Here is a 22620-nt window from a genome sequence, read left to right as displayed (position 1 = left end):
CCGGCGACCGGTTCCGTCACCCGGGCGCGGTCGCACCCCGGAGGAAGTCACCGGCGATCCGCCCGCACAGCCCCGGGTGCTCGGCGATCAGCGATCGGGTGGCCTCGGGCAGGATCGCCAACGACGCCGTGGGCAGTCCTCGGTAGAGCGCCACCGAGTGCTCCAGGGACACGACGTCGCGGTCCCCGCTCATCACCAGCACGGGCACGTCCGCCCCGGCCAGGTCCTCCCGGCGCAGCGCCGGCTCGCTCGACATCATCGTCATCAGGCGCTCCCACAGGTCCTGCGCGTGCCCCGCGCCGTGCGGTGAGACCTCCTCGTGCGCCAGGGCGAGCGGTGCCGGGACCCGTCCCACGCCGTGCTCGGCGAGCGCCGCGCGGAGTTCGGGCACCAGCCCCTCGTGGTGGAACACCGCCCCGACCAGGACCGCGCGCCGCACCAGGTCCGGCCGCCGGATCGCCGTCAGCAACGCCACCGTGCCGCCGTCGCCGTGGCCCAGGAGGTGGGCGGGGCCACCGACCACGTCCTCCAGGAACCGGATGGTGTCCTCGGCCATCGACGCGTAACCCGTCGGACCGGGCGCGTCGGGGCTCCGGCCGTGACCACGCCGTTCGGGGCGCAGGACCCGGAAGTGCGGGGTGAGATCGTCGAGCAGGCCGTCGAAGTCCCGGGAGTCACCGAGCCCGCCGTGGAGCAGCAGCAGCGGTTCCCCGGCTCCGTGGTCGTCGTACCAGGTGAGCACGTCGCCGATCCGCGCGTAGTGGCCCAAACCGTCCTCCAGGGAAAGGTGGTCCGCGTCCTCGTCGGTCGGGTCCCGACCGCCACCCGGGGCCGCGCGGTGCGCTCCGAGGTGTCCTCACCACCCCGGTCGGACGCCTCGGGGCCCGGGCGGGGGTGGGGCGTCGACCGGCACCCTCGGTGCCGTCGGCGAGGGTAGGAGCCGGCACCGACACGACGAGCGAGGAGAGGGGGAGGCTCCGAGGCCGAGCTCGCCGGGGATCACTCCACACCGGACGGGCAGCGGCTGGATCACCTCTGATGTGCGGGGCACCGGTCTCGACCCGGGGCGGGCGGGCCGGCGGGCGGCAGCCGGGCGGTGGTGGAGGGCCGTGTCGCTGACGCGTCAGCCCCTGAGCGCCGGCACCGGGGCGGCCAGGCGGGCGTCCGCTCGCGTGGCCTGAGATGCCTCGGGACGGCGGGACGACCGCCCGTGCCCTGGCGGGGGACGTGGAGGGAGGCCGGGTCGCCGGGACGCGGAAGCCAGGGCCCGAGGCGTGGTCACTCGGGCGGCGCCGGGGGCTGCCGTCGTGGTTCCCCGCGACCGGTGGGACTGCCGTGATGCGCGCACCGCCGAGCGGCGCCACCTCCGGCGGGAGGCGGCGCGCGGAGACGGGGTGGTGCCCGTCCCCGCGCGGCGAGGGGAGGCTCAGACCTCGCCCTCGAAGAAGACCGGGTCGCCGTCGTTGAACAGCTCGGGCGCGACCTCGAGCCGCAGGTCGCTGCTGCCCTCGGGGATGATCCAGCCCGCGCTCACGGTGACGGTCTCGCCGGAGGGGATGCTGCTGAAGCCCATCGCCGTGCCGTCAAGACCGCCGCCGCTGTCGAAGAGCTCCTCGGTCGGCCGGCCCCCGGAGGTCGCCTGGGTGTGGAACAACGCTCCGTCGTAGACCTCGTCCTTGCCGTTCTCGACGGAGATGTCGAAGGCCACGACGCGGCCGCCGTCGATCTCCTGGATGAGGTACTCGCTCGGCTCGTGCTCCCTCGGCTCCGAGAAGGTGACCAGCAGGCCGTCGAAGTCGTGGGTGTCGCCCCAGGTCGGGTTGCCGGCCGGCTCCTCGGCGGCGGCCTCCTGGGCCTGGTCCGCCCCCTCCTCGGCGGTCTGCTCGGCGGTGGTCTCGGGCGTGGTGTCCTCGTCCGAGCTGCCGCAGCCCGCGAGCAGGGCCAGCGCGGCGACGGCGGAGATGACGGGAGTCAGTCGGGTACGCACGGTCTCGGTTGTCCTCACGATGTCGTAGTGCTGTCACTGGAAGTATCGGAACCGACGCGCTGTCCGTTTTGCCCTCCGCGTGCTCGACACTGAACCGAGATGGTCCAGAGCCCGGTCCGAGACGTTGGGCCGGGGGCAGGCGGGCGCCGAGGGCGGGTGCGACGCGTACCCCCGGTGACCAGGAATCCCTCGCTGGTCGGCTCGCCTGGTCGAACGCCTCCTCCTCAGGGGGCCGTCGTCGGGGGTTCTCCTCTCGGGAGGGTGACGGTGAACACGGCGCCGTCCGCGTTGCGCACGCCGAGGTGCCCGTCGTGGGCCGTCGCGTTCTCGGCGGCGATGGACAGGCCGAGCCCGCTGCCCTCGGTGACCCGTCGTGAGGCGTCACCCCGGACGAAGCGGTCGAACACGATGGGCACCAGTTCCTCGGGGACACCGGGGCCGCCGTCGGCGACGCGCACCAGCACCGTGGCGGAGTCGGTGCCGTCGACGGTGACCACCACCGGTTCGGCTCCGTGCGTCACGGCGTTGGTCAGCAGGTTCCGCACGATCGTGTGCAGCCGGCGGGCGTCTCCGGTGACGAGGACGTCACCCACCACCCGGATCGAGATGTCGGCGTCGGGGGCGGCGAGGTCGACGGCGTCGGCCACCAGCTCCGCCAGGTCCACCGGCTCCCGGAGCACCTCGACCACACCGGCGTCGAACCGGGAGATCTCCAGCAGGTCCTCCACCAACCGCGCCAGCCGCCGGCTCTGCACCGTCAGCAGGTCCGCCGCCCGCGCCCGCGACTCGCCGTCCAGGCTGTTCAGGCTGTCCGCCGCCGCCACCATCGAGGCCAGGGGGGTGCGCAGGTCGTGGGTGACGTCCGAGACGAACCGCCGCTGCTGCCGGTCCTTGGCCCGCAGGTCCGTGATCGAGTGGCTCAGGCGTTCGGCCATCGCGTTGAACGCGGTGGCGAGGTCGGCGAGGTCGTCCCGCCCGGCGACCGGGAGCCTGGTGCCCAGGTCGCCGTCCCCGAACCTCCTGGCCGCGTCCGCCGCCGTCCGCAGCGGTCGGGACACCTGGTTGGCCGCCAGGATCGCGGCGACCGTGGCGAGGAACGCGACGACGGCGGAGATCGCGGCGAGTTGGTGGCGGAGCCGGGACAGCTCGTCGTCCAGCCGGTGCATGCCGTAGTGCTGCACGAGGACGAGCCCGGGGGTGACCTCGCCGGCGACGAGCAGCCAGCCCGACCGGTACGGGTCGCGCTGGACAGCCGGGAGGTGGCCGACGACGGCCTCGCGGACGAGCTCCGCCGGAACCGGAGCATTCTGGTGCTGTGGGTCGCCGGCGGTCGCCGGGAAGGCGGCACCGGACGGTTCGCCCTCCGCCGGTGGCCAGGACACCGGCGCGCCGCCGAGGTCGACCGCGCTCCAACCCACCCCCGCCCAGCGGTCCATCTCCTCGGCGAGCACCGCCACCCGCCCCTCCCCGTGGAGCTCCTCCTCGGTGCGCAGGTGGTTGATCGTGGACTGGAAGGAGGCGTCGGCCGCGAGCACGAAGCGTTCGGTGCTGTCGTCGGCCTGCACCCGGTAGGAGGCGAAACCGACGCCGGCGCTCGCGGCGACGGTGAGGAGCACGATGCTCGCCGCGATCCTCGTGCGCAGCCCGAGCGACCAGCCGCGAGGGGGGGTCACGGTTTCGCCAGCCGGTACCCGAGGCCGCGGACGGTCAACACGAGTTCCGGGTTGGCCGGGTCACGTTCGATCTTCGACCGGAGCCGGGACACGGCCGCGTCCACGATCCGCGAGTCGCCCACGTACCCGTAGTCCCACACCCGGCGGAGCAGCACCTGCCGGGTGAGCACCTGGCCGGAGTGGTCGGCGAACTCCAGCAGCAGCCGCAGCTCCGTCGAGGTCAGGTTCACCTCGTGCCCCTCGCGGGTCACCACCATCGCGGTGCGGTCGATGGCCACCTCGCCGATGCGGACGACCTCCTGCCCGGGAGCGCTGGCGCTCCGCCGCAGCACCGCCTTGATCCTGGCGTCGAGCACGCGGGGCTCGACCGGTTTGACGACGTAGTCGTCCGCGCCGCACTCCAGGCCGGCGACGACGTCGATCGGGTCGCCCCGCGCGGTGAGCAGGATGATCGGCAGCGTGCTGCGCGCCCGCACCCGTCGGCACACCTCGAAGCCGTCGATGCCGGGCAGCATCACGTCCACCAGCAGCAGGTCGACCGACTCCCCGAGGGCCAGCAGTTCCAGCCCGCCCTCGCCGCCGCCAGCCGCCACCACCTCGTGCCCCAGCCCCCGCAGGGCCAGGGTGAGGGCCTCGGCCAGCGCGTCGTCGTCCTCCACCAGTAACAGCCGGGCCACCGCTCGTCGCTCCCCGTCGTCTTCCGCCGATGTCCGCACCACCTCGGACGCGGCCGCCACGGTATACGACCCGGACACGCCCCTCCGGACCGTGACCCGCCGTTGACCAGCGGTGACGACCGGAGGCGCCGGCGATCCCCGAGCGGGCCGAGTGCCGCTGGCACCGGTGGGGAACGGTCGAGAAACGGTCACAGTCCTGGCACACGCCGTTCCTAGCGTGGGTGGGACGCGACCCGAGGACGGAACGATGACGAGTTGGACCGCACGGGGTGGCCTGGCCGAGGCCACGGTGGACCTCGACGCGATCGCCCACAACACGGCGCTGCTCGCCGCCAGGGCGACGGCCCCGGTGCTCGCCGTGGTGAAGGCGGACGCGTTCGGGCACGGGATGTTGCCGGTGACCCGGACCGTGCTCGACGCGGGCGCGACCTGGTTGGGGGTCGCCACCAACGCCGAGGCGCTGCGGCTGCGGGAGGCCGGCGTGACGGCCCCGGTGCTCAGCTGGCTGCACGCGCACGACGAGGACTTCGACGCGGCGATCCTGGCCGGTGTCGATCTGGGCGTCTCCTCCGCCGAGCACCTGGAGCGGATCGCGGAGTGCGCCACCCGGGTCGGCACCCGCGCGGCCGTCCACCTGAAGGTCGACACCGGGCTCCGCCGAGGCGGAGCGGACCACACGGCGTGGCGCGGCCTCCTGGACCGGGCGGCGTGGCTGCAACGCCGGGGGCGGCTGCTGGTGCGCGGTGTCTGGTCCCACCTGGGCGCGGCCGGGGCACCCGCCGCGTCGCCGCCGGTCGGCACGCAGGTGCGGGCCTTCGAGCTGGCCCTGCGGGAGGCGCGGGACGCCGGGCTCGACCCGGAACTGCGCCACCTCGCGAACTCGGCCGCCACCCTGACCGAGCCCGCCACCCACTACGACCTCGTGCGGGTCGGCATCGCCCTGTACGGGGTGGAACCGGTCGCCGGGCGCAGCGGCGGCCTCCGGCCAGCGATGACCTTGCGGTCCAGGACGGTGCTGGTGAAGAAGGTTCCCGCCGGGGAGGGCGTCTCCTACGAGCACCGCTACCGGACGTCCGGGGAGAGCACGCTCGCCCTGGTGCCGGTCGGCTTCGCCGACGGTGTGCCCCGGCTGGCCAGCAACCGGGGTGCGGCCCTGCTGGCGGGCCGTCGGCGTCCCGTCGCCGGTCTCGTCGCGATGGACCAACTGGTCCTCGACCTCGGCCGGGACGAGGCGAACCTCGGCGACGAGGTCCTGGTGCTCGGCCCCGGGGACGACGGCGAACCCACGGCGGCCGAGTGGGCGGCCTGGGCGGAGACCAACCCGCACGAGGTCCTCACCGGCATCGGCGCGCGGATACCCCGCCGCTACCTCGGTGGGGCACGAGCAACCCGCGAACTGGAGGAGTTGTCCCTTGTCTGAGCCGAGAACCAGGGTCGCCGTGGTCTACGGCGGCCGCAGCGGGGAACACGCGGTGTCCCGCCAGTCCGCGGCGAGCATCCTCACCCACCTCGACCGCGACCGCCACCAGGTGGTCCCGGTGTTGATCGACCGGGACGGCGGGTGGCGGATCGAGGAGGACGGGCCCGACCCGGCGGCCACCGGTGCCCGGGCCGCGACCGAGGACGTGTGGCGCGCACCCGGACCGGCCCCCGCGTTGGGCATGACGGAGGCGCTGCGCCGGCTGCGGGACGTCGACGTCCTGTTCCCCGCGTTGCACGGCCCGTTCGGGGAGGACGGGACGATCCAGTCGATGCTGGCGCTCTACGGCATCCCCTTCGTCGGCAACGGGGTGCTGGCCAGCGCGGTCGGCATGGACAAGGAACACACCAAGACCATGCTGGCCTCGGCGGGGATCCCGGTCGCGCCGGGCCTGGTGCTGCGACCGGGGCAGCGGCCCCGCCCGGAGGACCTGGCCCCGCTCGGGTTGCCGCTGTTCGTCAAACCGGCCCGCGCCGGCTCCAGTCTCGGGGTGTCCAGGGTGGACGACCTCGCCCAGTTGCCGGCGGCCCTGGCCACCGCCCGGGAGAGCGACGGGAAGGTGCTGGTCGAGGGCGCGGTTCCCGGTCGGGAGATCGACGTGGGCGTGCTTCAGCGCGCCGACGGCACCCTGGAGGTCAGTCCGCCGCTGGAGATCAGGGTCGCCGAGGACCAGCGGTTCTTCGACTACGAGGCCAAGTACGACGGGTCCGTTGGCACGGTCTTCGACGTGCCGGCCAACCTGGACGCCTCGACGGCCGAGCGCCTGGACCGGCTCGCGGTGGCGGTGTTCGAGGCCCTGGACTGCGCCGGGTTGCTCCGGGTGGACGTCTTCCTGCGCGCCGACGGGGAACTGGTGGTCAACGAGGTCAACACCTTCCCCGGGTTCACCTCGGCGTCCCAGTACCCGCTGATGTGGCGGGCGGCCGGCCTGTCCTACTCGGAGTTGCTGACGGCGATGGTCGACACCGCCCTGGCGCGGCGGACGCCGGTCGCCGCCGCCGCGGCCGGGGCCTGACGGGTGCGGGTGGCCGGGAGCTGGTCCGGCCCAGGCGGCGGACGGCCCGGCCTCCACTTCCCATCGGTGGGGGAGCGGGGCCGGGCCCTGGTCGAGCGGGGCGCGGGTCGGGGGTCACACCCCGGACAGCACCCGCTCCGCGTCCAGCGTCACGGCGGCGGCGTGCACCACGGCCGCCACGCGCAGTGCCTCGTGGATCGTCTCCCGGGGCAGGTCCGACTTCCGCAGCGTCTTCTCGTGCGACTCCAGGCAGACACCGCAACCGGTGATGGCGCTGACCGCCAACGACCACAGCTCGAAGTCCACCTTGTCCACACCGGGGTTGCCGATGACCTGCATGCGCAGCCGCGCCGGCAGGTTGTCGTACTCGGCGTCGCCGATCAGGTGCTTCGACCGGTAGTAGATGTTGTTCATCGCCATGATCGAGGCGGCCGCCTTCGCGGCGTTCAGCGCCTCCTCGGACAGGTGTTCCCTGGCCTCGGACTCCAGCTCCCGCAGCACCTGCTCGTTGCGGCAGGCGATCGCCACCGCCAGCACCGTGCCCCACAGCCGCTGCTTGGGCAGCGTGGAGGTGCCGATCACCGAACCGAGGTTTAGCTTGGTGTCCTTGGCGTAGGCGGGCAGCGCGCTCCTCAACGCGTCCAGTGACATCAGGCGTCCAACAGCTTCGCGGCGTCGAGGGTGCCCTCACCCTTGTTCCAGTTGCAGGGGCACAGCTCGTCGGTCTGGAGGGCGTCGAGCACCCGCAGCACCTCCTCCACGTTCCGGCCAACGGAACCGGCCGTCACCATGACGAACTGGATCTCGTTGTCGGGGTCGACGATGAAGGTGGCCCGCTGGGCGACACCGTCGCCACCGAGTACGCCGCAGGCCTCGGAGAGTTCCCGCTTGATGTCGCTGAGCATCGGGAAGGGCAGGTCCCGCAGGTCGTCGTGGTTCTTCCGCCACGCGTGGTGCACGTACTCCGAGTCGACGGAGACGCCGAGCACCTGGGCGTCGCGGTCGGCGAACTCCTCGTTCAGCCGGCCGAAGGTGGCGATCTCGGTCGGGCAGACGAAGGTGAAGTCCTTCGGCCAGAAGAAGACGACGCGCCACTTGCCCTGGTACGACTTGTTGTCGATCGTCTCGAACGCCTTGTCGGCGTCGAGGGACACGCACGCGGTCAGCGCGTACTCGGGAAACTGCTGGCCAACGGTGAGCACGTTCTCTCCTGTCGTGTTGCTCCGAATGCGCCACCAACCTTGCTCCGCCAGCATTGATAGGGGAAATCGACTCCGCCACCTACACTGATCGGCCATGCCGATCAGTGAGCGCGCGCCGAGCCTGGCACAGCTCAGGGCGTTCCTCGCCGTCGCGGAGTTCCTGCACTTCAGAGCGGCCGCCTCCTCGTTGGGCGTGACCCAGCCCACCCTGTCGGCGGCGATCGCCGCCTGCGAGGACGCGCTGGGCGCGCGCCTTGTGGAACGCACCACACGCCGGGTGATGCTCACCGCGACCGGTGAGCGACTCGTGCCACGTGCCCGGGCCGTGCTGGACGCGATGGACGCCCTCGTGACCGAGGTCGCGGTCTTCGGTCGTCCCTTCACCGGCCGGCTGCGGCTGGGCATCATCCCCACCGTCGCCCCCTACCTGCTGCCCGTCGCGTTGCCGGCCCTCCGCCGTGCCTTCCCCGAACTGGAGATCGAGGTCCACGAGGAGCGGACCGCGCCGCTGCTCGACGGCGCCACCACCGGGCGACTGGACCTCGCCGTGCTCGCCCTGCCGGTGGTCGACCGCAACCTGGCCGCACTCCTCCTCTACGCGGAGGACTTCGTGTTGGTCACCCCGAAGGACCACCCGCTGGCGGAGCGGCAGGTGATCTCGCGGCAGGCGCTGCGGGACCTGGACGTGCTGCTCCTGGAGGAGGGGCACTGCCTGCGGGACCAGGCCCTCGACGTCTGCCGCGAGGTGGGCACCGGCGTGGAGACCGCGGCCAGGGCGACCAGCCTCACCACCCTGGTGCAGCTGGTGGCGGCGGGCATGGGGGTGACGCTGCTGCCGGCGAGCGCCGTGAGCCTGGAGACCCGCCGCAACCAGCTGCGGGTCAGCCGGTTCGCCTCCCCGAAGCCGGGACGTCGCATCGGGGTGGTGTACCGGGACAGCGCCGGCCGCGAGGCCGAGTTCACCGCGATCGCCCACGAGCTGCGGCGGGCGGTGCGGGCCCGCCGGATGCCGGTGCGACTGGCCCCGGACCGGGTCTGACACCCGCCCCAGCGCCAGGAGGGACCGGGGCGGGCCACCGGAGGGTGATGTCGGATTCCTGCCAGAGCAGCCCCCTGAACTGGGGCATGCTGGTCGCATGCTTCTCGACCGGGACCGGTGCGTGCGAGCGGTGCGGTCCAGGGACGCCCGCTTCGACGGGTGGTTCTACACGGCGGTGCTCACCACCGGCATCTACTGCCGACCCAGCTGCCCCGTGGTGCCACCCAAACCGGAGAACATGAGCTTCCACCCCAGCGCCGCCTCGGCGCAGCAGGCGGGGTTCCGGGCGTGCAAGCGGTGCCGCCCGGACGCCAGCCCCGGCTCACCCGAGTGGAACGAACGGGCGGACCTGGTGGCCAGGGCGATGCGGCTCATCGCTGACGGGGTGGTGGACCGGGACGGCGTTCCCGGCCTGGCCGCCCGCCTCGGCTACGGCCCCCGCCAGGTGGAGCGGCAACTGGTGGCCGAGCTCGGCGCGGGGCCGCTGGCGCTGGCCAGGGCCCAGCGGGCGCAGACCGCGCGTCTGCTGATCGAGACGTCCAGCCTGCGGATGGCCGACGTCGCCTTCGCCGCCGGCTTCGCCAGCGTCCGCTCGTTCAACGACACCGTCCAGGCGGTCTTCGGCCTCACCCCGACCGAGCTGCGGTCGAGGGTGCGCGGTGGAGCGCCGCCCCGAACCCCGGGGACCCTGGCCGTGCGGTTGCCGTTCCGCCGGCCGTTCACCCCGGACAGCCTTTTCGGCCACCTCGCGGTCACCGCGGTCCCCGGCGTCGAGGAGTGGCGCGACGGCGCGTTCCGCCGCGCGCTGCGACTTCCCCACGGACCGGCCGTGGTGGCCCTGCGACCGGAGACCGACCACATCGGGTGCCGGCTCACCCTCTCCGACCTGCGCGACCTGTCCGCCGCGATCAACCGGTGCCGGTGGCTGCTGGACCTCGACGCCGACCCGGTCGCGGTCGACGAGCTGCTCACCGGCGATCCCGCCTTGGCGCCGCTGGTCCACGCCGGCCCGGGCCGGCGCGTTCCCCGCGCGGCGGACGGGCCGGAGTTCGCCGTCCGCGCCGTCCTCGGCCAGCAGGTCTCCACGGCGGCCGCCCGCACCCACGCCGGCCGGCTGGTCGCCGCCCACGGGGAACCGCTGGCCGCACCGGACGGTGGCCTCACCCACCTCTTCCCCGAACCGGGGACCCTGGCCGGTCTCGACCCGGACAGCCTCGCCCTGCCCCGCACCCGGCGGGCCACCCTGACCACCCTGGTCGCCCGGCTGGCGGCGGGAGACCTCGACCTCGGCCCGGGAGCGGACTGGGACCGGGCCCGCGCCGAACTCCGGCCGCTGCCCGGCCTGGGGGACTGGACGGTGGAGACGATCGCGATGCGGGCACTCGGCGACCCGGACGCCTTCGTCGCCACCGACCTGGGGATCCGGCACGCGACCAGGGCAGTGGGGCTGCCGCACACGCCCGGGGCGCTGACCCGCCGTGCCGAGGCGTGGCGGCCCTGGCGCGCCTACGCCGTGCAGTACCTGTGGTCCACCACCAGCCACCTCATGAACCGCTTACCCGCCTGAGCGGCGCCCCTCCGGCGGGGCGGACCATGTGAGAGAACGACGTTCGCAGGGAGATTTCGACATGAGCACCGCAGCGACGCCCGACGGGCGTCGAACCCACACCGTCGTCGACAGCCCGATCGGGGCGCTGACCCTGGTCGCCACCGACGGCGTGCTGGCCGGCGTCTACATGGAGGAGCACCGCCACCGCCCGGACGGCGACACCTTCGGCACGCGGGACGACACCGGGTTCGACCTGGTCGCCCAGCAGCTGGCGGAGTACTTCGCCGGGCGGCGCACCGATTTCGACCTGCCGCTGGCGCCGCACGGAACACCCTTCCAACAGCAGGTCTGGGCCCAGCTCCGCGCCATCCCCTACGGGGAGACGGTCTCCTACGGCGAGCTGGCCGCGAGGATGGGTCGCCCCTCCGCGTCCCGGGCCGTCGGCCTGGCCAACGGCCGCAACCCGATCAGCGTCATCGTGCCCTGCCACCGGGTGGTGGGTTCCACCGGCGGCCTCACCGGCTACGCCGGGGGCGTGGAACGGAAACGCACCCTCCTCGACCTCGAACGACGGGTGAGCGGCCGGGCACTGCTCTGAGGCTCGGAGGAGCGGCCGGCCGGGCCTGGCGCGCCCCGGCGGACCACCCGCCCGCGTCCGGGGACGCCGTTCGGGTCCGTCCTCCCGGCGAGGAGGACCCGCTCGGTGCCGGGTCGTGAGCGGGAGGGCCCCGGCGCACCGGAAAAGCCGTGGCCGAACCGGGGGCACCGCGGATAGCGTCGCCCGATGCCGGACGCGATCTTCACCCACCCCAGGCTCGTCGCCCTCTACGACACCTTCGACGGTGAGCGGGACGACCTGACCCACTACCTCGCCATCGTCGACGAACTGGGTGCCCGCCGGGTGCTCGACCTCGGCTGCGGCACCGGGTCCCTGGCCGTCCTGCTCGCCGAGCGCGGGCACGAGGTCGTGGGCGTCGACCCGGCGGCGGAGTCGCTGCGGGCCGCCCGCGCGAAGGACCCGGCGGGACGGATCACCTGGGTCCACGGCGACGCCACGGCGGCCCCGGCCGTCGACGCCGACCTCGCGGTGATGACCGGGAACGTCGCACAGGTCTTCCTCGGAGACGACGACTGGCTCGGCGCCCTGCGCGCGGCGCGCGCCGCCCTCCGCCCCGGCGGTCACCTGGTGTTCGAGACCAGACGGCCCGAGCGCCGGGCCTGGGAGAAGTGGGCCGTCGCCACCCCCGTCGTCCGCGAGGTGCCCGGGGAGGGGCCGGTGGAGGCGCGCGTTGAGGTGACCGAGGTGGCCCTGCCGTTCGTGTCCTTCCGGCACGTCTACCGGTTCCTGGCCGAGGACACCGTCCTCGCCTCCGACTCGACGCTGCGGTTCCGCACCCGGGACGAGGTCGAGGAGAGCCTGGTGGCGACCGGGTTCGAGGTGCGGGACGTCCGGGACGCCCCCGACCGCCCTGACCGGGAGTACGTGTTCCTCGCCCGGCGCAGCGCCTGAACCCGGCGTGGCGTCCTCGACCGTCCCGTCCACCGGAGGGCTGGTTCAGGCAGCCGTCCCCGGCTCGGAGGAGCTGGCGGAGGCCGTGAGGGCGTCGGCGAGCCAGGCGTAGGGCACCTGGTCGGCCACCATGTCGACGAGTTCGTCGCTCGTGGGGTGCCCGTTGATGGTGGCCACCAGGTCCAGGTACCGGTCGTGGGGGCCGGTGAACGGCGACTCCCAGTGGGGATCGGCCTCGGCGTTCCTGGTGCCGTGCAGCTCCAGGGCAATCCGCAGCTGCTTCGCCGACTGCTGGCGGAACTCGGGGCAGTCCGGTTTGCCGCACACCCCGGAGAGCCAGGCCGAGTACCGGTCGGCGATCTCCCGGGCCCTGGACGAGTCCACCGGTATCCCGGCCCGGCGGGCCTCCAGCGCCTCCGCCATGATCGGGGTTCCCTCGTCGATGGAGTCGAGCATCGACGAGGAGGACATGATCCGCCCCGCCTCCGTCGAGCACTCCTCGCGGAGGTGGCTGCGGACGGCCGCGCGGAAGTCCTCGTCCCGCACCAGGTCGGCCAGTTCGATCCACGCTTCCAGCTGCTCGGGGGTGGGGTCGTCCGGCAGTACCGCCCGCGTCTGGCTGAGGCGGTCGATCATCGCGGGGTTGACGTCGAGGCCTTCGGACACCTCGGCCCAGAACTCGTCGAGCAGCCGTTCCCGGTCCTCGTCGGACATCGAGACGAGCCGGTGCATCAGCACCACCTGGCCGTCCGGGGTGTCCTGCCGCAGGATGCTGCGCAGCACGGCCCGCCTGGCCTGGAAGCGGCGCGTCTGCTCCTCGACCACGGCCAGGTGCGCGGCGGCGAGGTCGTGGAGCGTCGTCTCACCGGCGAGCACCCGGCGGATGTCGTCCAGGCCCGCGTCGAGCTCGCGGAGGGTGCGCACGAACTCCAGGCGCGCGATGGCCTGGACGTCGTAGTGCCGGTAGCCGGCGGGGGTCTGCTCGGTCGGGGTGACGATTCCCGCGTCGGAGTAGTAGCGGACGGCGCTGACGCTCAGCCCGGTGCGGCGCGCCACGTCGCCGATGGAGTACAGCTCGTTCTCGTTCACGGTGCCCACTATCGGGTCTCAAGTGGCATGAGACTCAAGCCAGCACGGGCAGCCGGTGCCGGGAGGGCGGTCGGCGGGTTACCTGGGGCTCGCTCGGGCAGCGCTCCTGCCGAACCGCTCGCTCCCACTGTCGGCGCTGGTCGTGATCCGATTCCGGAGAAATTCGATCGCGGTGCGGTGCCGCCGCGATGAGCCCGCCGCGCGTACGGCTTGTGGGGACTGGTGATCTCCCCGGTGGCCGCGCGTCGTAGGAAACGGAATCCCGGAGACTGGCGGCTACTGTCGTACTTGACTGTACAACGTGGATTGCCTATGAGGTGCACTCGGTGTGCGCGATAGGGGGGGAGCCGGGTGGCCACGAAAGCCAAAGGCGGCTTCCTCCTTCCGCTGTTGCTTGTCGGAGGCGCGGTGGCCTACTTCGGGGTGGACGAGGTGGAGGACGCCGTACGAGGTGCGCTGATCGGCGACCAGTTGTCATCGGGGTGGGCGACGAGGCGGTGATGGTTGCCGACGACGCGGCATCCGTGGTGCGGAAGTGCACGACAACGCGGGTGCTCAGGCAGAAGCGTTGTGGGGAGGTCAAGGTTGTCATCATGGATGCGGCGAGGATGCCGCACATTACTCGGAATATCTCGCTTGCCTGGAGCGAGGGCAAAGACCACGTCCTCACCCGCAGCGGCGTGTCACGGCACGCGAACTACAAGGCCGCCTGTGGTGGCTTCGTCAAAAAGCATGTAGACGGTTCGTGTGACGAGTACGCCTTCGCCTCGACGGTTCAGGGGGGCATCGGTGCCCGTACCGAGGAGGTTCCGGCGCGGGAACAGGACTGCCGAGGGGGAACCCTCGCGGCCGCGTACCGGTGGCAGGGAATAAGGGCTGGAGACGATTTACTCGTCGTCATCAGCAACCCCCATCGGGTCGCGGTAGAGCCGTACCAGGGACAGGACATCGCGGAGGACCAGTCGACATGCGGGAGCTGATCGAGAAGTACCGCTGGGCCGACCAGGACGAAGACCTGGTGCTCACGCTCGCCGTAACCACCTGCGGTTCAGTGGACGAGGTGGTGTCGGCCTACGGTGGCAGCGGAAGGGGGCCTGTTCTTCTGACACATGACGACGCGTGGGTTCCGCAGGAGGATTTCGGCTCCTACTTCCATGTCCAGGTGCTCACCGAAGGGTCGCGCACCGTCATGATCGAGCCGAACGGGTGGGCGGGCAATCTGCCCGGGATCGCGCGCCGCGCGTCGTCGAGGGGTTTCTTCCTCAGCGTGCACTGGAGCATGTCCGGCACGCGGCGGGTGGTGGAGGCCCGGGGCGGCGCCGTCGTGTCCTGGTTCAACCCGTTCCTCATCGCGGAGCCGGGTGGCGCTGGCGACCTCGTTCCCGCATGGGCCGAGGACACCGTGTTCGATGACGAGTGGCCCAACGCCTCAAGCTTCGCGGCCGTCGAGCTGCGCACCGGGCTCGCGGTCGACCGGAGCTGGTTCACCACGCCACTTCCCACCTACCGCATCCCGGATCCCGACCAGCTCCTGGCGGATGACTCGAAGGCTCGGACGCCCTGAGACGCGCGAACGGACGCCGACCAGAGCGAGGAATCCACGGTCACTTCCCGGAACGTCAGCTCTGAACTTCCAGGATGGCCTCATCGCGTTCAGCGGGTAGGCTCGGAGAATCCTGGTGTCTCACCTCGAGCACGGTTTCGTGAAGGTTCAGCCGAGCTCAGAAGCGGCCAACTTTGACCGCGTTGAGGAAGGTGGTGAGGGTGGCGTTGTCGAGGCGTAGGGTTCCGCCGTCGCGGTTCTTGGTGTCGCGGATGCCGGCCACTTCGGTGCCGGACGCCTCGCGTGAGCGCCCGATCTCAACGCACTGCCCGTTGTCGTTGCTACGGGAGGATGTGCGCCAAGACCATCCTGCCTCGGCGGTTACCATCGTGCTCCCCCAACCTCGTCAGTTGTGATCTCCGCTGCTACGGCTCGAATCAAACGTACGGACTCCGTGCTGTTCAGCGCGAAGTCTCGTAGACGCTCGAACGTGATCTTACACCGCTCAACGTCCTCTGGTTCCTGGATGAAGATCCCGCGAATCAAGGTATCGAGGAAGACCGTGGGCGTCGTGTGTTCGCCGTGGTGCAAGATCGCGAAGGTTGACCCGAAGGACGGGTGCGCTCCGGCTGAGGCGGGTAGCACCTGCAGGGTGATGTTGGGGCGTTCGGCGGAGGCGGCAAGGTGGTGTAGCTGCCTGCGCATCACCTGACTTCCGCCGATCACACTGCGCAGAGCTAGTTCGTGCACCACGGCGTGCAGGAGGAGGGGCTTGTCGGAGTGAAGTCGGGCTTGTCTCCGTACACGAACCTCCGTTCGGTGTGCGACGGCGATGTCGTCATCGGGAACGCCACAGTCCCAACCGGCGGCTACGGCAGCGGCGTATTCGGCGGTTTGGAGTAATCCAGGGATGAGGACCGCCTCGAAGTTCTCGAGTTTGCTCGCCTCTGACTCGAGCTCGATGAAGTCCTGGAGTTCCCCGGTGATGGTGTCCTCGGGATAGGCCCGCGCCCAGTCATCGCGACGGTGGTGTGAGGCCAGGGCCGCGTACTCGTCCCGTTCGGGTGTGGGGATGTCGTAGATCGTCGCCAGGACGATCACTTCCGCCGGGCCAGGGATCGTCTCGGCTCGTTCCAGGCGGGACAGCTTGGATCGGGACCATCCCAGGCGGCTGGTGACGTCGTCGAGCACCATGCCCGCGTCCGCCCGCCACTGTCGGAGTGTGCGGGCCACGAGGCGTTGCCGAACGGTCGGATCGCTCAACGGGTACCTCCATCGCTTCGCGTGTCAGCGTAGTGACGCTCCGAATTGGACGATCGATCACCACTTCGAGTGGAATGCAACTTCTCATGGGTACCGAAGCTTGTTGGCGAGAAGTTGCATTACCTAGGGTGGTTGCGTAACAGCGTATCGCAACCCTGGGTAGGGGTGCGCAGAAGAAGGGGCCGGGCTAACTGGCAGGCCGCCCGGCCCCTCGTGACGAGAGGAACCGACGCAATGCCCGTCGATCCCATCCCGGTAGCCATGCTACTGGCCGTAATCGCCGTACTCGTCGCCGTGTGCAGGCAGTCGCGACGCCGCCGATCGCGCTTCGTCCGCGCCCTGGTGACGAGCGGCGGAGTCCGGTTCGTCGTCGAGATAGCCGGCATCGAGGCAAGCCCGCCCGACCGTTCCGCCCGGGTCTTCGAGGCGCGTGCGTCGTGCGCCCGTCGGCCCGCGCCGGTGCGCACGGCGCCCAGGGGGGCGTCGCCGGTGGGGGTGGGGGAGCCGGCGCGTCGGGCGGTGCTCGGCTACTCGGTGAGTCACGCCGCCACCGGCCACGGGGAGCGGCAGCCCGCGCGTTCTCGGCTGCCCGAGCGGGAGGGGCGGCATCACTGGCGATGCCGGGAGGCCCCGGACGTCCCGGCATCGCGGACGGGGTGGGAAACCGTGCTCAGCGGAGTCCTCCCGTTGCCACCCCTGTCGAACGGTCGTGCCTCATGACGGTGTTGAGCATGACGGTGGGTGCCGCGATCGCCCTGGCCGCCCTCGGGCTCGTCGAGTGGGTCGATCGCGCCATCGTTCCCCGCCTGGCGATGGCCTGCCGAGTTCGGCGGGCCCGGCGAACCACCCGGGAGGCCCGGAGCTGGGCGGTGACCAGTGGCGCGGCCCGGGAGCACTCCCAACGAGAAGCGCGCCGATGCCGTGACCACGAACGGACGGCCCGCTGCGGAGGCCGGGACGTCGTGCCCGTCGGGGTGGTCAGGCCTCTCGTCACGTCCTGATCAGCACCTCCGCACGTCCACATCCCGACCACGTCCACATCCCGACCCGGTCGTCCGGGCGGTCGAGCTCCGACACCCTCCTCCCCGGTCGTGAGCTCCCGCCCGGGCGGCCCTTCCCCAAATCCCCGAACGCCCTCCCGGAGGCCGCCGTGATCGTGCCCGCCCTCGCCCGGTTCCGCGTCCGCTCCGCCCCTGCCGCCTTACCCCTCGCCGTCGTCGACACCGCCCCCGGTCGGCGATCGCCGCTGGGCGCTCGACCGCCGGCGGAAACGCCCATCCCCTGTCGATCGGCTGTCGACACCGTCGACCCGGCCGACGCCAGGGGCGGATTCGCGAAGTACGGACTCGTCCGAGTGATCGCGACTGGCCGGGGCGGGGGCATCCCGCCCCGAGCCGGTGCCGCATCCCGGGAGCCGGGTCCGCCCCCACGTGTGCGAGGAGAACCGGAGTGGAGAACACGGCACGGCAGGCGATCGCGGTGGTACCGGAGCTGGCGGCGGTGTACGCCCTGACCCGCCGGGGCTGGCGTTGGGTGTCCCTGACCCGGGGGCCGGGGGCGCTGGTGGGGTACTTCGAGTGGCCCGGCTGTTCCACGGTGGACTGGTGCGTCATCCGGGGCGCGAGCGAGGTCGAGGCGGTGCGGGTCTGCTACGGCGAGTGGGTGGTCTGGTGCCGGGACGGCCGGGTGGGGCCGGTGGCCGAGGAACTCGGCGCGCTGCCGCCTCCTGGCGACCCGGCCGCGCCTCGCCTGATCACCGGCCGCAGGTGGCGGCCCCCGCCGCCGCTGCGCCCACGGGGGTGAGCGCGAGTTCGTGCCGGTCGCCGCTGTGCCCCTGGCCGTGCGGGTGCCACGTGCCCGTGCTGAGGAGGTCCTTGGCCGAGGCCGCGGTGCGCCCGCCGGCCAGACGTCGGAGTGACGCCCGCTCCTGGGACGGCAGCGGGGAGAGGTCCGTCCGGTGATCAGGTGGGGTGTTCGAGTCGTGCGGAGGTGACCGGCATGGGGACCACGCTGTCCGCTCCCGCCCGCTGGCCCGACCTCCGACCACCGACCCGCGGGAGCGGCCTCGGCTGTGGTGGGCGGGCCGCGTCCTGGCCCTGGATGCCGAGAACTGACCCACTGGTGCATACTTCTGACCGTGGGGTCAGAAAAAAGTCTCAGGAGTCAGAAGGAGCGGACCTTCATCGAGGAGGCCAGGCGGGCGCAGATCGTCACCTGCGCCATCGAGGTGATCTCCGAGTTCGGGTACCGGAAGGCGTCACTGGTGCGGATCGCCGAACGCGCCGGCGTGTCGAAGGGGGTGATCCTCTACCACTTCTCCGGGAAGGGAGAGGTGATCGAAACCGCGCTCGGCCAGATCTACGCGGCCCTCGGCGCCCGGTTCGAGCGGGAGCTCGCCGACCACCCCGATGTCCGGTCCACCCTCGCCGCCTACATCCGCGCCCTCGTCGGGTACATGCGCGACAACCCCACCCACGTGCGGGTGATCGCCGAGGCCGCGACGTACGACGGCGGCAGTGCCGAGGCGGGCGACTCCTTCGACCCCGGCGACGCGGGCGCGCGGTGGCGCTCCCTCGCGGACCTCCTCCGCGCCGGGCAGGCAGCCGGCGAGTTCCGCGACTTCGACGCCCGGGTCCTCGCCCAGGCCATCGGCGGCGCCATCGACGCCGTCATCGCGGGCTGGCTGGAGGAACCGGACACCGACCTCACCGAGGCCGGCGAGCAGCTCGTGACCACCTTCGACCGAGCGCTGGTCGCCGTCCCACCCACCACCGACAGCGGGAGCACGCCATGCCAGTGATCGAAGTCGAGGGACTGCGCAAGACCTACCGCGACCACGTCGCCGTCGACGACGTCTCGTTCAGCGTGGAGAGCGGGGAGATCTTCGGCATCCTCGGACCCAACGGGGCGGGGAAGACCACCACCGTCGAATGCCTCACCGGGCTGCGGAGGCGCGACGGCGGGCGGGTGAGCGTGTTCGGCCACGACCCGGACACCGATCGCGACGCGTTGCGCGAGACCGTCGGTGTCCAGCTGCAACACAGCGAACTCCAGCCGAAGATGACCGTGCGGGAGGCGCTTGGGCTCTACGCCTCCTTCTACGCCGATCCGGCCGACCCCGACGAGCTGATCGACACCCTGGGCCTGCGGGACCGCGCCTCCGCCTACTGGGGGAAGCTCTCCGGGGGCCAGCGGCAGCGGGTCGCGATCGCCCTCGCGCTCGTCGGCAACCCCAGGCTCGCGGTGCTCGACGAGCTGACCACCGGGTTGGACCCGAAGTCCCGCCGGGACACCTGGGAGGTCGTCGAGCGGGTGCGGGACCGGGGGGTGACAGTCCTGCTCGTCACCCATTTCATGGCCGAGGCGCAGCACCTCTGCGACCGGATCGCCGTCATCGCCCGGGGCAGGGTAGCCGCACTGGACACCCCCGAGGGCCTGGCCTCGGCCGCCGGCTCGACCCAGCGCATGCGGTTCCACACCACCCAACCGGTGCCCGTCGAGGAGCTGCGGGCACTGCCGGTGGTCACCGAGGTCGTCGTCGACGGTGCGGCGGTGACGGTGCGGGGCGAGGGCGAGTTGGTCTTCGCCGTCTCCCAGCTGCTCGGGGCGGCCGGCGTGACCCCGTCCAACCTCCGCGTGGAACAGGCGAGCCTGGACGACGCCTTCCTCACGATCACCGGGCAGCTCACCGAGGAGGCGGCGTGAACAGGGTGTTGCGGGCGACGGGTCGGATGACCCGGATGGAACTGCGGCTGCTCCGCAGGGACTGGGCGCTGCTGTTCTTCGGGATCGGGTTCCCCGTCGTGCTGTTGCTGCTGTTCGCGAACCTGCCCGACATGATGGACCCGATCCCCGGGCTGGACGGGCTCCGCGCCTTCGACGTCGTGATGGCCCCGATCGCGCTGAGCATCGCGCTGCTGATCATCTCGCTCCAGCTCATGCCGCAGCAGATCGTCACCGTGCGGGAGAGGGGGATTCTCCGCAGGTTGTCCACCACCCCGGCTCCCCGGGTCGGGCTGCTCGTGGCGAACTTCGCCATCGGCGCGTTGATCTCGGTCCTCGCGGTGGTGGCCGTCCTGGTCGGCGGCGCGCTCGTCCACGGCCTGGCACCGCCGAGGTCGCTGCCGGCGTTCCTGCTGGTCTACCTGTGCGCGATGGTCACCACCCTGTCGATCACCATGCTCATCGCCGGGATCTCCAGGACGGCGAACATCGCCAACGGCATCGGCTCGATCCTGCTGGTGCCGATGATGTTCCTCAGTGGAGCGATGGTCCCCCGCGAGGACCTGCCCGAACTGGTGCGCCAGATCGGCGATCTCACCCCGGTGGGTGCGGTCACGCAGGCCTTGCGGGCGAGTTGGGCGGGGGAGGCGCTGTCGCTCCAGCCCTTCCTGGTGATGGGGGTGACGGTGTTGCTGATCTGGCCGATCGCGATCCGGTTCTTCCGCTGGGAGTGAGCGGGGTGCCCCGGGGGTGGGCCGTCCGCCGTGCCGCCCCCGGCTGGGACGTGGCGGTGCCGGTCGGGGGACATTCTGGACGGGGATGTCATCCACGGCCGCTGATCGGCGCGGGCTCGGCGCACCGCCGGCGGTCACGCCCGACGGGCGTTCTCCGGCCAGATCACCACGACGGGGATCCCTCGTTGGCGGGCGGCGGCCACGACGTCCGCCGTGCGGCCCCGACCGTCGACAAGAAGTGGCAGTGGCCGCTGACGGCACCGTGTGGCCGTGTGTGTTCTCGCGCTGGCTGCCGGTCGGTAACGTGCGGGTCGCCCCCCTCGCCGAGATCCTGACCGGGCCGACGATGCTGAAGACCACAACGGTGCTGGCCGCGCACTTCTCGGCTCGCCCGTCGAACCCGTGCGTGCCCAACATGTGCGACCCACAGTGCGGGCCGAGCTGCAGCCCGGCGTGTGTCCCCGCGAACAACTGCGCACCGGTCGGTGCGTGCGTCCCGTCCGAATACTGATCAAGGACACACACATGCTCGCTCGCCGTGCGTACATCCCCGACGAACTGCTGTCTTCCGAGGTGGCCGACAGCTGGCCGCTCACCGTGCCGTGCGTGGCGCAGTTGGCTGAGCAAGGCATGGTGTTCGACAAGCCGATCACGTTCCTGGTCGGGGAGAACGGTTCGGGGAAGTCCACCCTTGTCGAGGCGTTCGCCGAGGCGTGGGGCCTGGACGCGCGCGGCGGGCGGGCAGGGCGCAAGTACGTCAACGACCGGCCGAAAACCGCCCTCGGTGAACTGATCCGCTGGGAGACCACCAGTGCGGGCGCGCGACACAAGAGCGGAACGCGAACCAAGCGCCGAGGGTACTTCCTGCGCGCCGAAACCGCGTTCGGCTTCATGGAGGCCGTGAGCGGGATGCGTGGCTACTGGGAGGAGGACACCAGCGAAATGAGCCACGGCGAGGGGTTCCTCACCGTGCTGGCGAACATGTTCCGCGAGCCCGGCTTCTACCTCATGGACGAGCCTGAGGCGGCGCTGTCTTTCAAGTCCTGCCTCAGGCTGGTCAACCTCCTGTATGACCTCGGCCAATCCGGCGCTCAGGTCATCTGTGCGACGCACTCGCCGGTCCTTGCGGTCACCCCCGGCGCCGACATCATCGAAGTGGGCGATGACGGTTTCCAGCGCATCGAGTGGGAAGACCTCGACCTGGTCGACCACTGGCGTCGGTACATGAACAATCCCACCGCCTACCTGCGGTACATCACCGACGAGTGAGAGGGAGCCGGTGGTGGTCGACACCAGCGAAGCCGACGCACGATTCAGGCAGTGGATGCACGGCAATCTTGACCGCGCCGCGGAACGCTTCGGCGTAGTCGTCATCGGCGAGCCGCTGCTCGGCTGGCTCGACCGGTCGATCAGCGCGCCGGTCCGCAAAGGTGGCGCCGATTACTGGCTGCGCGTCGTCTCCGAGGACAAACAGTGGATCGGGGGCGACTTCTGGACCGGGAATGTCGACGCGAACGTGGTGACCGGCCTTGCCAAACCACGCGTGCTCGACGTCTTCGAGTGGGAGGAATGGCGTCAGCAACGCGCCGAGATCATGACCCGGTTGCCGGGCTCCCCCTGCTCGCCCACGGACGCACTGCGTGCCGAGGTCGATCTTGCCGACGAGTGGTGGACGGAGCTGCGTCATACCGTGGACGTCATCGCGACGACTCCGACCGAGCGTGTCAACAGCACTCAGGACAAGGTCGCCGATCGCATCGTGCACCGATTCGGCGACGCGGTCGACCCCGCCGTGCCCGCGTGGGAGACCGTGCACGGTGATGTGCACTGGGCAAACCTGTTCGGCCCGCGGTTCGGCCTGCTCGACTGGGAACTGTGGGGGCGTGGACCCGTGGGCACCGATGCGGCAACTCTGCTCTGCTACAGCCTCTTGGTGCCCACGATCGCGCAACGAGTTCACAAGGTCTTCGCCGACGTGCTCGACACCGAGGCGGGGCGGTTCGCGCAGCTCTACGTCATCGCTCGACTGTCTCGCCGGACCGACAGCGGCGAGTTCCCCGACCTCGCAGGGCCACTCGAACGGCGCGCGCGAGCACTGCTCAATCCTTGACCGCCCCCGTAGGAAGCCGCGCGGCC

The 22620-nt window shown here is 71.6% G+C and carries 27 protein-coding genes; 18 read left to right on the top strand and 9 right to left on the bottom strand.

Annotated features, from left to right (window positions below; all coding sequences use genetic code 11):
* Window positions 1-16 precede the first annotated feature (16 nt).
* The 4 genes from ACOJVX_RS21045 to ACOJVX_RS21030 form a co-directional block, all read right to left on the bottom strand.
* The gene (locus ACOJVX_RS21045) at window positions 17-769 is read right to left on the bottom strand and encodes an alpha/beta fold hydrolase (protein ID WP_418155472.1); all 753 of its coding nucleotides are present in this window, start codon (window positions 767-769) and stop codon (window positions 17-19) included.
* Window positions 770-1426: 657 nt separating this feature from the next.
* Window positions 1427-1987 carry a hypothetical protein gene (locus ACOJVX_RS21040; RefSeq protein WP_103056139.1) on the bottom strand — a complete coding sequence of 187 codons (561 nt, stop codon included), beginning with the start codon at window positions 1985-1987 and terminating at the stop codon, window positions 1427-1429.
* Window positions 1988-2211: 224 nt separating this feature from the next.
* Window positions 2212-3660 (bottom strand): sensor histidine kinase, encoded by a 1449-nt coding sequence (locus ACOJVX_RS21035; RefSeq protein WP_422647042.1) that lies wholly within the window; start codon window positions 3658-3660, stop codon window positions 2212-2214.
* Complete coding sequence (locus ACOJVX_RS21030; protein ID WP_026419031.1) at window positions 3657-4337, bottom strand: response regulator transcription factor; 681 nt, start codon at window positions 4335-4337, stop codon at window positions 3657-3659. Before ACOJVX_RS21030 ends, ACOJVX_RS21035 begins: the two co-directional genes overlap by 4 nt.
* Before the next feature lie 247 nt (window positions 4338-4584).
* Between ACOJVX_RS21030 and alr the strand changes: the two genes are divergently transcribed.
* Window positions 4585-5757: an alanine racemase gene (gene alr / locus ACOJVX_RS21025; RefSeq protein WP_026419030.1), complete on the top strand. Its 1173-nt coding sequence runs from the start codon at window positions 4585-4587 to the stop codon at window positions 5755-5757.
* The gene (locus tag ACOJVX_RS21020; RefSeq protein WP_418155474.1) at window positions 5750-6832 is read left to right on the top strand and encodes a D-alanine--D-alanine ligase family protein; all 1083 of its coding nucleotides are present in this window, start codon (window positions 5750-5752) and stop codon (window positions 6830-6832) included. Before alr ends, ACOJVX_RS21020 begins: the two co-directional genes overlap by 8 nt.
* 114 nt (window positions 6833-6946) lie before the next feature.
* Here the strand turns inward: ACOJVX_RS21020 and ACOJVX_RS21015 are convergent, their stop codons facing one another.
* Together ACOJVX_RS21015 and ACOJVX_RS21010 are read right to left on the bottom strand one after the other, a co-directional pair.
* A complete protein-coding gene (locus ACOJVX_RS21015; protein WP_026419028.1) occupies window positions 6947-7483 on the bottom strand; it encodes a carboxymuconolactone decarboxylase family protein in 537 nt (178 codons plus the stop codon).
* Window positions 7483-8034, bottom strand: a complete 552-nt coding sequence (locus ACOJVX_RS21010) for a peroxiredoxin (protein WP_026419027.1) — start codon at window positions 8032-8034, stop codon at window positions 7483-7485. Before ACOJVX_RS21010 ends, ACOJVX_RS21015 begins: the two co-directional genes overlap by 1 nt.
* Window positions 8035-8128: 94 nt before the next feature.
* On the opposite strand from ACOJVX_RS21010, the gene ACOJVX_RS21005 reads away from it, so the two are divergent.
* The 4 genes from ACOJVX_RS21005 (at window position 8129) to ACOJVX_RS20990 (ending at window position 12132) form a co-directional block, all read left to right on the top strand.
* Window positions 8129-9073 (top strand): hydrogen peroxide-inducible genes activator, encoded by a 945-nt coding sequence (locus tag ACOJVX_RS21005; RefSeq protein WP_422647041.1) that lies wholly within the window; start codon window positions 8129-8131, stop codon window positions 9071-9073.
* Between the two features lie 97 nt (window positions 9074-9170).
* Complete coding sequence (locus tag ACOJVX_RS21000; protein ID WP_422647040.1) at window positions 9171-10640, top strand: AlkA N-terminal domain-containing protein; 1470 nt, start codon at window positions 9171-9173, stop codon at window positions 10638-10640.
* Between the two features lie 61 nt (window positions 10641-10701).
* Window positions 10702-11220 carry a methylated-DNA--[protein]-cysteine S-methyltransferase gene (locus ACOJVX_RS20995; protein WP_422647039.1) on the top strand — a complete coding sequence of 173 codons (519 nt, stop codon included), beginning with the start codon at window positions 10702-10704 and terminating at the stop codon, window positions 11218-11220.
* A 186-nt stretch (window positions 11221-11406) separates the two neighbouring features.
* Window positions 11407-12132, top strand: coding sequence for a class I SAM-dependent methyltransferase (locus tag ACOJVX_RS20990; RefSeq protein ID WP_418153721.1), 726 nt, complete (start codon window positions 11407-11409; stop codon window positions 12130-12132).
* A gap of 45 nt (window positions 12133-12177) precedes the next feature.
* Here the strand turns inward: ACOJVX_RS20990 and ACOJVX_RS20985 are convergent, their stop codons facing one another.
* Complete coding sequence (locus ACOJVX_RS20985) at window positions 12178-13221, bottom strand: MerR family transcriptional regulator (RefSeq protein WP_418153722.1); 1044 nt, start codon at window positions 13219-13221, stop codon at window positions 12178-12180.
* Between the two features lie 351 nt (window positions 13222-13572).
* Here ACOJVX_RS20985 and ACOJVX_RS20980 point away from each other — a divergent pair, with 351 nt between their 5' ends.
* Genes ACOJVX_RS20980 through ACOJVX_RS20970 form a run of 3 tightly spaced genes read left to right on the top strand, consistent with a single transcriptional unit; the run spans window position 13573 to window position 14785 of the window.
* Window positions 13573-13722 carry a hypothetical protein gene (locus ACOJVX_RS20980; protein WP_156038468.1) on the top strand — a complete coding sequence of 50 codons (150 nt, stop codon included), beginning with the start codon at window positions 13573-13575 and terminating at the stop codon, window positions 13720-13722.
* Window positions 13722-14201, top strand: a complete 480-nt coding sequence (locus tag ACOJVX_RS20975) for a NucA/NucB deoxyribonuclease domain-containing protein (RefSeq protein WP_418153723.1) — start codon at window positions 13722-13724, stop codon at window positions 14199-14201. The genes ACOJVX_RS20980 and ACOJVX_RS20975 overlap by 1 nt, the downstream gene beginning before the upstream one ends.
* The gene (locus ACOJVX_RS20970) at window positions 14189-14785 is read left to right on the top strand and encodes a hypothetical protein (protein WP_422647038.1); all 597 of its coding nucleotides are present in this window, start codon (window positions 14189-14191) and stop codon (window positions 14783-14785) included. The genes ACOJVX_RS20975 and ACOJVX_RS20970 overlap by 13 nt, the downstream gene beginning before the upstream one ends.
* A 157-nt stretch (window positions 14786-14942) precedes the next feature.
* Here the strand turns inward: ACOJVX_RS20970 and ACOJVX_RS20965 are convergent, their stop codons facing one another.
* Window positions 14943-15152, bottom strand: coding sequence for a DUF397 domain-containing protein (locus ACOJVX_RS20965; RefSeq protein ID WP_103056130.1), 210 nt, complete (start codon window positions 15150-15152; stop codon window positions 14943-14945).
* Window positions 15146-16027 carry a helix-turn-helix domain-containing protein gene (locus ACOJVX_RS20960; RefSeq protein ID WP_337661730.1) on the bottom strand — a complete coding sequence of 294 codons (882 nt, stop codon included), beginning with the start codon at window positions 16025-16027 and terminating at the stop codon, window positions 15146-15148. The genes ACOJVX_RS20965 and ACOJVX_RS20960 overlap by 7 nt, the downstream gene beginning before the upstream one ends.
* 234 nt (window positions 16028-16261) lie before the next feature.
* Between ACOJVX_RS20960 and ACOJVX_RS20955 the strand changes: the two genes are divergently transcribed.
* The 9 genes from ACOJVX_RS20955 to ACOJVX_RS20915 all read left to right on the top strand — a co-directional run bounded on the left by ACOJVX_RS20955 (window position 16262) and on the right by ACOJVX_RS20915 (window position 22594).
* Window positions 16262-16747, top strand: a complete 486-nt coding sequence (locus tag ACOJVX_RS20955) for a hypothetical protein (RefSeq protein WP_418153725.1) — start codon at window positions 16262-16264, stop codon at window positions 16745-16747.
* Complete coding sequence (locus ACOJVX_RS20950) at window positions 16744-17028, top strand: hypothetical protein (protein WP_422647037.1); 285 nt, start codon at window positions 16744-16746, stop codon at window positions 17026-17028. Before ACOJVX_RS20955 ends, ACOJVX_RS20950 begins: the two co-directional genes overlap by 4 nt.
* 448 nt (window positions 17029-17476) lie before the next feature.
* The gene (locus ACOJVX_RS20945) at window positions 17477-17830 is read left to right on the top strand and encodes a hypothetical protein (RefSeq protein WP_030105725.1); all 354 of its coding nucleotides are present in this window, start codon (window positions 17477-17479) and stop codon (window positions 17828-17830) included.
* 334 nt (window positions 17831-18164) lie between these two features.
* The gene (locus ACOJVX_RS20940; RefSeq protein ID WP_418153727.1) at window positions 18165-18827 is read left to right on the top strand and encodes a TetR/AcrR family transcriptional regulator; all 663 of its coding nucleotides are present in this window, start codon (window positions 18165-18167) and stop codon (window positions 18825-18827) included.
* On the top strand, window positions 18818-19732 hold the full coding sequence (locus ACOJVX_RS20935) for an ABC transporter ATP-binding protein (protein ID WP_422647036.1): 915 nt from the start codon (window positions 18818-18820) through the stop codon (window positions 19730-19732). The genes ACOJVX_RS20940 and ACOJVX_RS20935 overlap by 10 nt, the downstream gene beginning before the upstream one ends.
* Complete coding sequence (locus ACOJVX_RS20930) at window positions 19729-20484, top strand: ABC transporter permease (RefSeq protein ID WP_051313993.1); 756 nt, start codon at window positions 19729-19731, stop codon at window positions 20482-20484. The genes ACOJVX_RS20935 and ACOJVX_RS20930 overlap by 4 nt, the downstream gene beginning before the upstream one ends.
* 85 nt (window positions 20485-20569) lie before the next feature.
* Window positions 20570-20995, top strand: a complete 426-nt coding sequence (locus tag ACOJVX_RS20925; RefSeq protein ID WP_418153729.1) for an SPASM domain-containing protein — start codon at window positions 20570-20572, stop codon at window positions 20993-20995.
* Between the two features lie 14 nt (window positions 20996-21009).
* Window positions 21010-21753: an AAA family ATPase gene (locus tag ACOJVX_RS20920; RefSeq protein ID WP_418153730.1), complete on the top strand. Its 744-nt coding sequence runs from the start codon at window positions 21010-21012 to the stop codon at window positions 21751-21753.
* A 55-nt stretch (window positions 21754-21808) separates the two neighbouring features.
* A complete protein-coding gene (locus ACOJVX_RS20915) occupies window positions 21809-22594 on the top strand; it encodes an aminoglycoside phosphotransferase (protein WP_418153759.1) in 786 nt (261 codons plus the stop codon).
* Window positions 22595-22620 lie beyond the last annotated feature (26 nt).

The sequence above is a fragment of the Actinoalloteichus caeruleus genome, from assembly GCF_049311605.1.
In the GTDB taxonomy this organism is placed as follows: Bacteria; Actinomycetota; Actinomycetes; order Mycobacteriales; family Pseudonocardiaceae; genus Actinoalloteichus_B; species Actinoalloteichus_B caeruleus.
Note: the sequence above shows the minus strand (reverse complement) of the source record. Positions and strands in the feature narration are given on the sequence as shown.

Coding starts and splice junctions, on each gene's coding strand:
- alr (WP_026419030.1), top strand. CDS start 4,585: ATGACGAGTTGGACCGCACGGGGTGGCCTGGCCGAGGCCACGGTGGAC.
- ACOJVX_RS21015 (WP_026419028.1), bottom strand. CDS start 7,483: ATGTCACTGGACGCGTTGAGGAGCGCGCTGCCCGCCTACGCCAAGGAC.
- ACOJVX_RS21005 (WP_422647041.1), top strand. CDS start 8,129: ATGCCGATCAGTGAGCGCGCGCCGAGCCTGGCACAGCTCAGGGCGTTC.
- ACOJVX_RS21000 (WP_422647040.1), top strand. CDS start 9,171: ATGCTTCTCGACCGGGACCGGTGCGTGCGAGCGGTGCGGTCCAGGGAC.
- ACOJVX_RS20995 (WP_422647039.1), top strand. CDS start 10,702: ATGAGCACCGCAGCGACGCCCGACGGGCGTCGAACCCACACCGTCGTC.
- ACOJVX_RS20990 (WP_418153721.1), top strand. CDS start 11,407: ATGCCGGACGCGATCTTCACCCACCCCAGGCTCGTCGCCCTCTACGAC.
- ACOJVX_RS20975 (WP_418153723.1), top strand. CDS start 13,722: ATGGTTGCCGACGACGCGGCATCCGTGGTGCGGAAGTGCACGACAACG.
- ACOJVX_RS20970 (WP_422647038.1), top strand. CDS start 14,189: ATGCGGGAGCTGATCGAGAAGTACCGCTGGGCCGACCAGGACGAAGAC.
- ACOJVX_RS20965 (WP_103056130.1), bottom strand. CDS start 15,152: ATGGTAACCGCCGAGGCAGGATGGTCTTGGCGCACATCCTCCCGTAGC.
- ACOJVX_RS20955 (WP_418153725.1), top strand. CDS start 16,262: ATGCCCGTCGATCCCATCCCGGTAGCCATGCTACTGGCCGTAATCGCC.
- ACOJVX_RS20950 (WP_422647037.1), top strand. CDS start 16,744: ATGACGGTGTTGAGCATGACGGTGGGTGCCGCGATCGCCCTGGCCGCC.
- ACOJVX_RS20935 (WP_422647036.1), top strand. CDS start 18,818: ATGCCAGTGATCGAAGTCGAGGGACTGCGCAAGACCTACCGCGACCAC.
- ACOJVX_RS20925 (WP_418153729.1), top strand. CDS start 20,570: ATGTCATCCACGGCCGCTGATCGGCGCGGGCTCGGCGCACCGCCGGCG.
- ACOJVX_RS20920 (WP_418153730.1), top strand. CDS start 21,010: ATGCTCGCTCGCCGTGCGTACATCCCCGACGAACTGCTGTCTTCCGAG.
- ACOJVX_RS20915 (WP_418153759.1), top strand. CDS start 21,809: ATGCACGGCAATCTTGACCGCGCCGCGGAACGCTTCGGCGTAGTCGTC.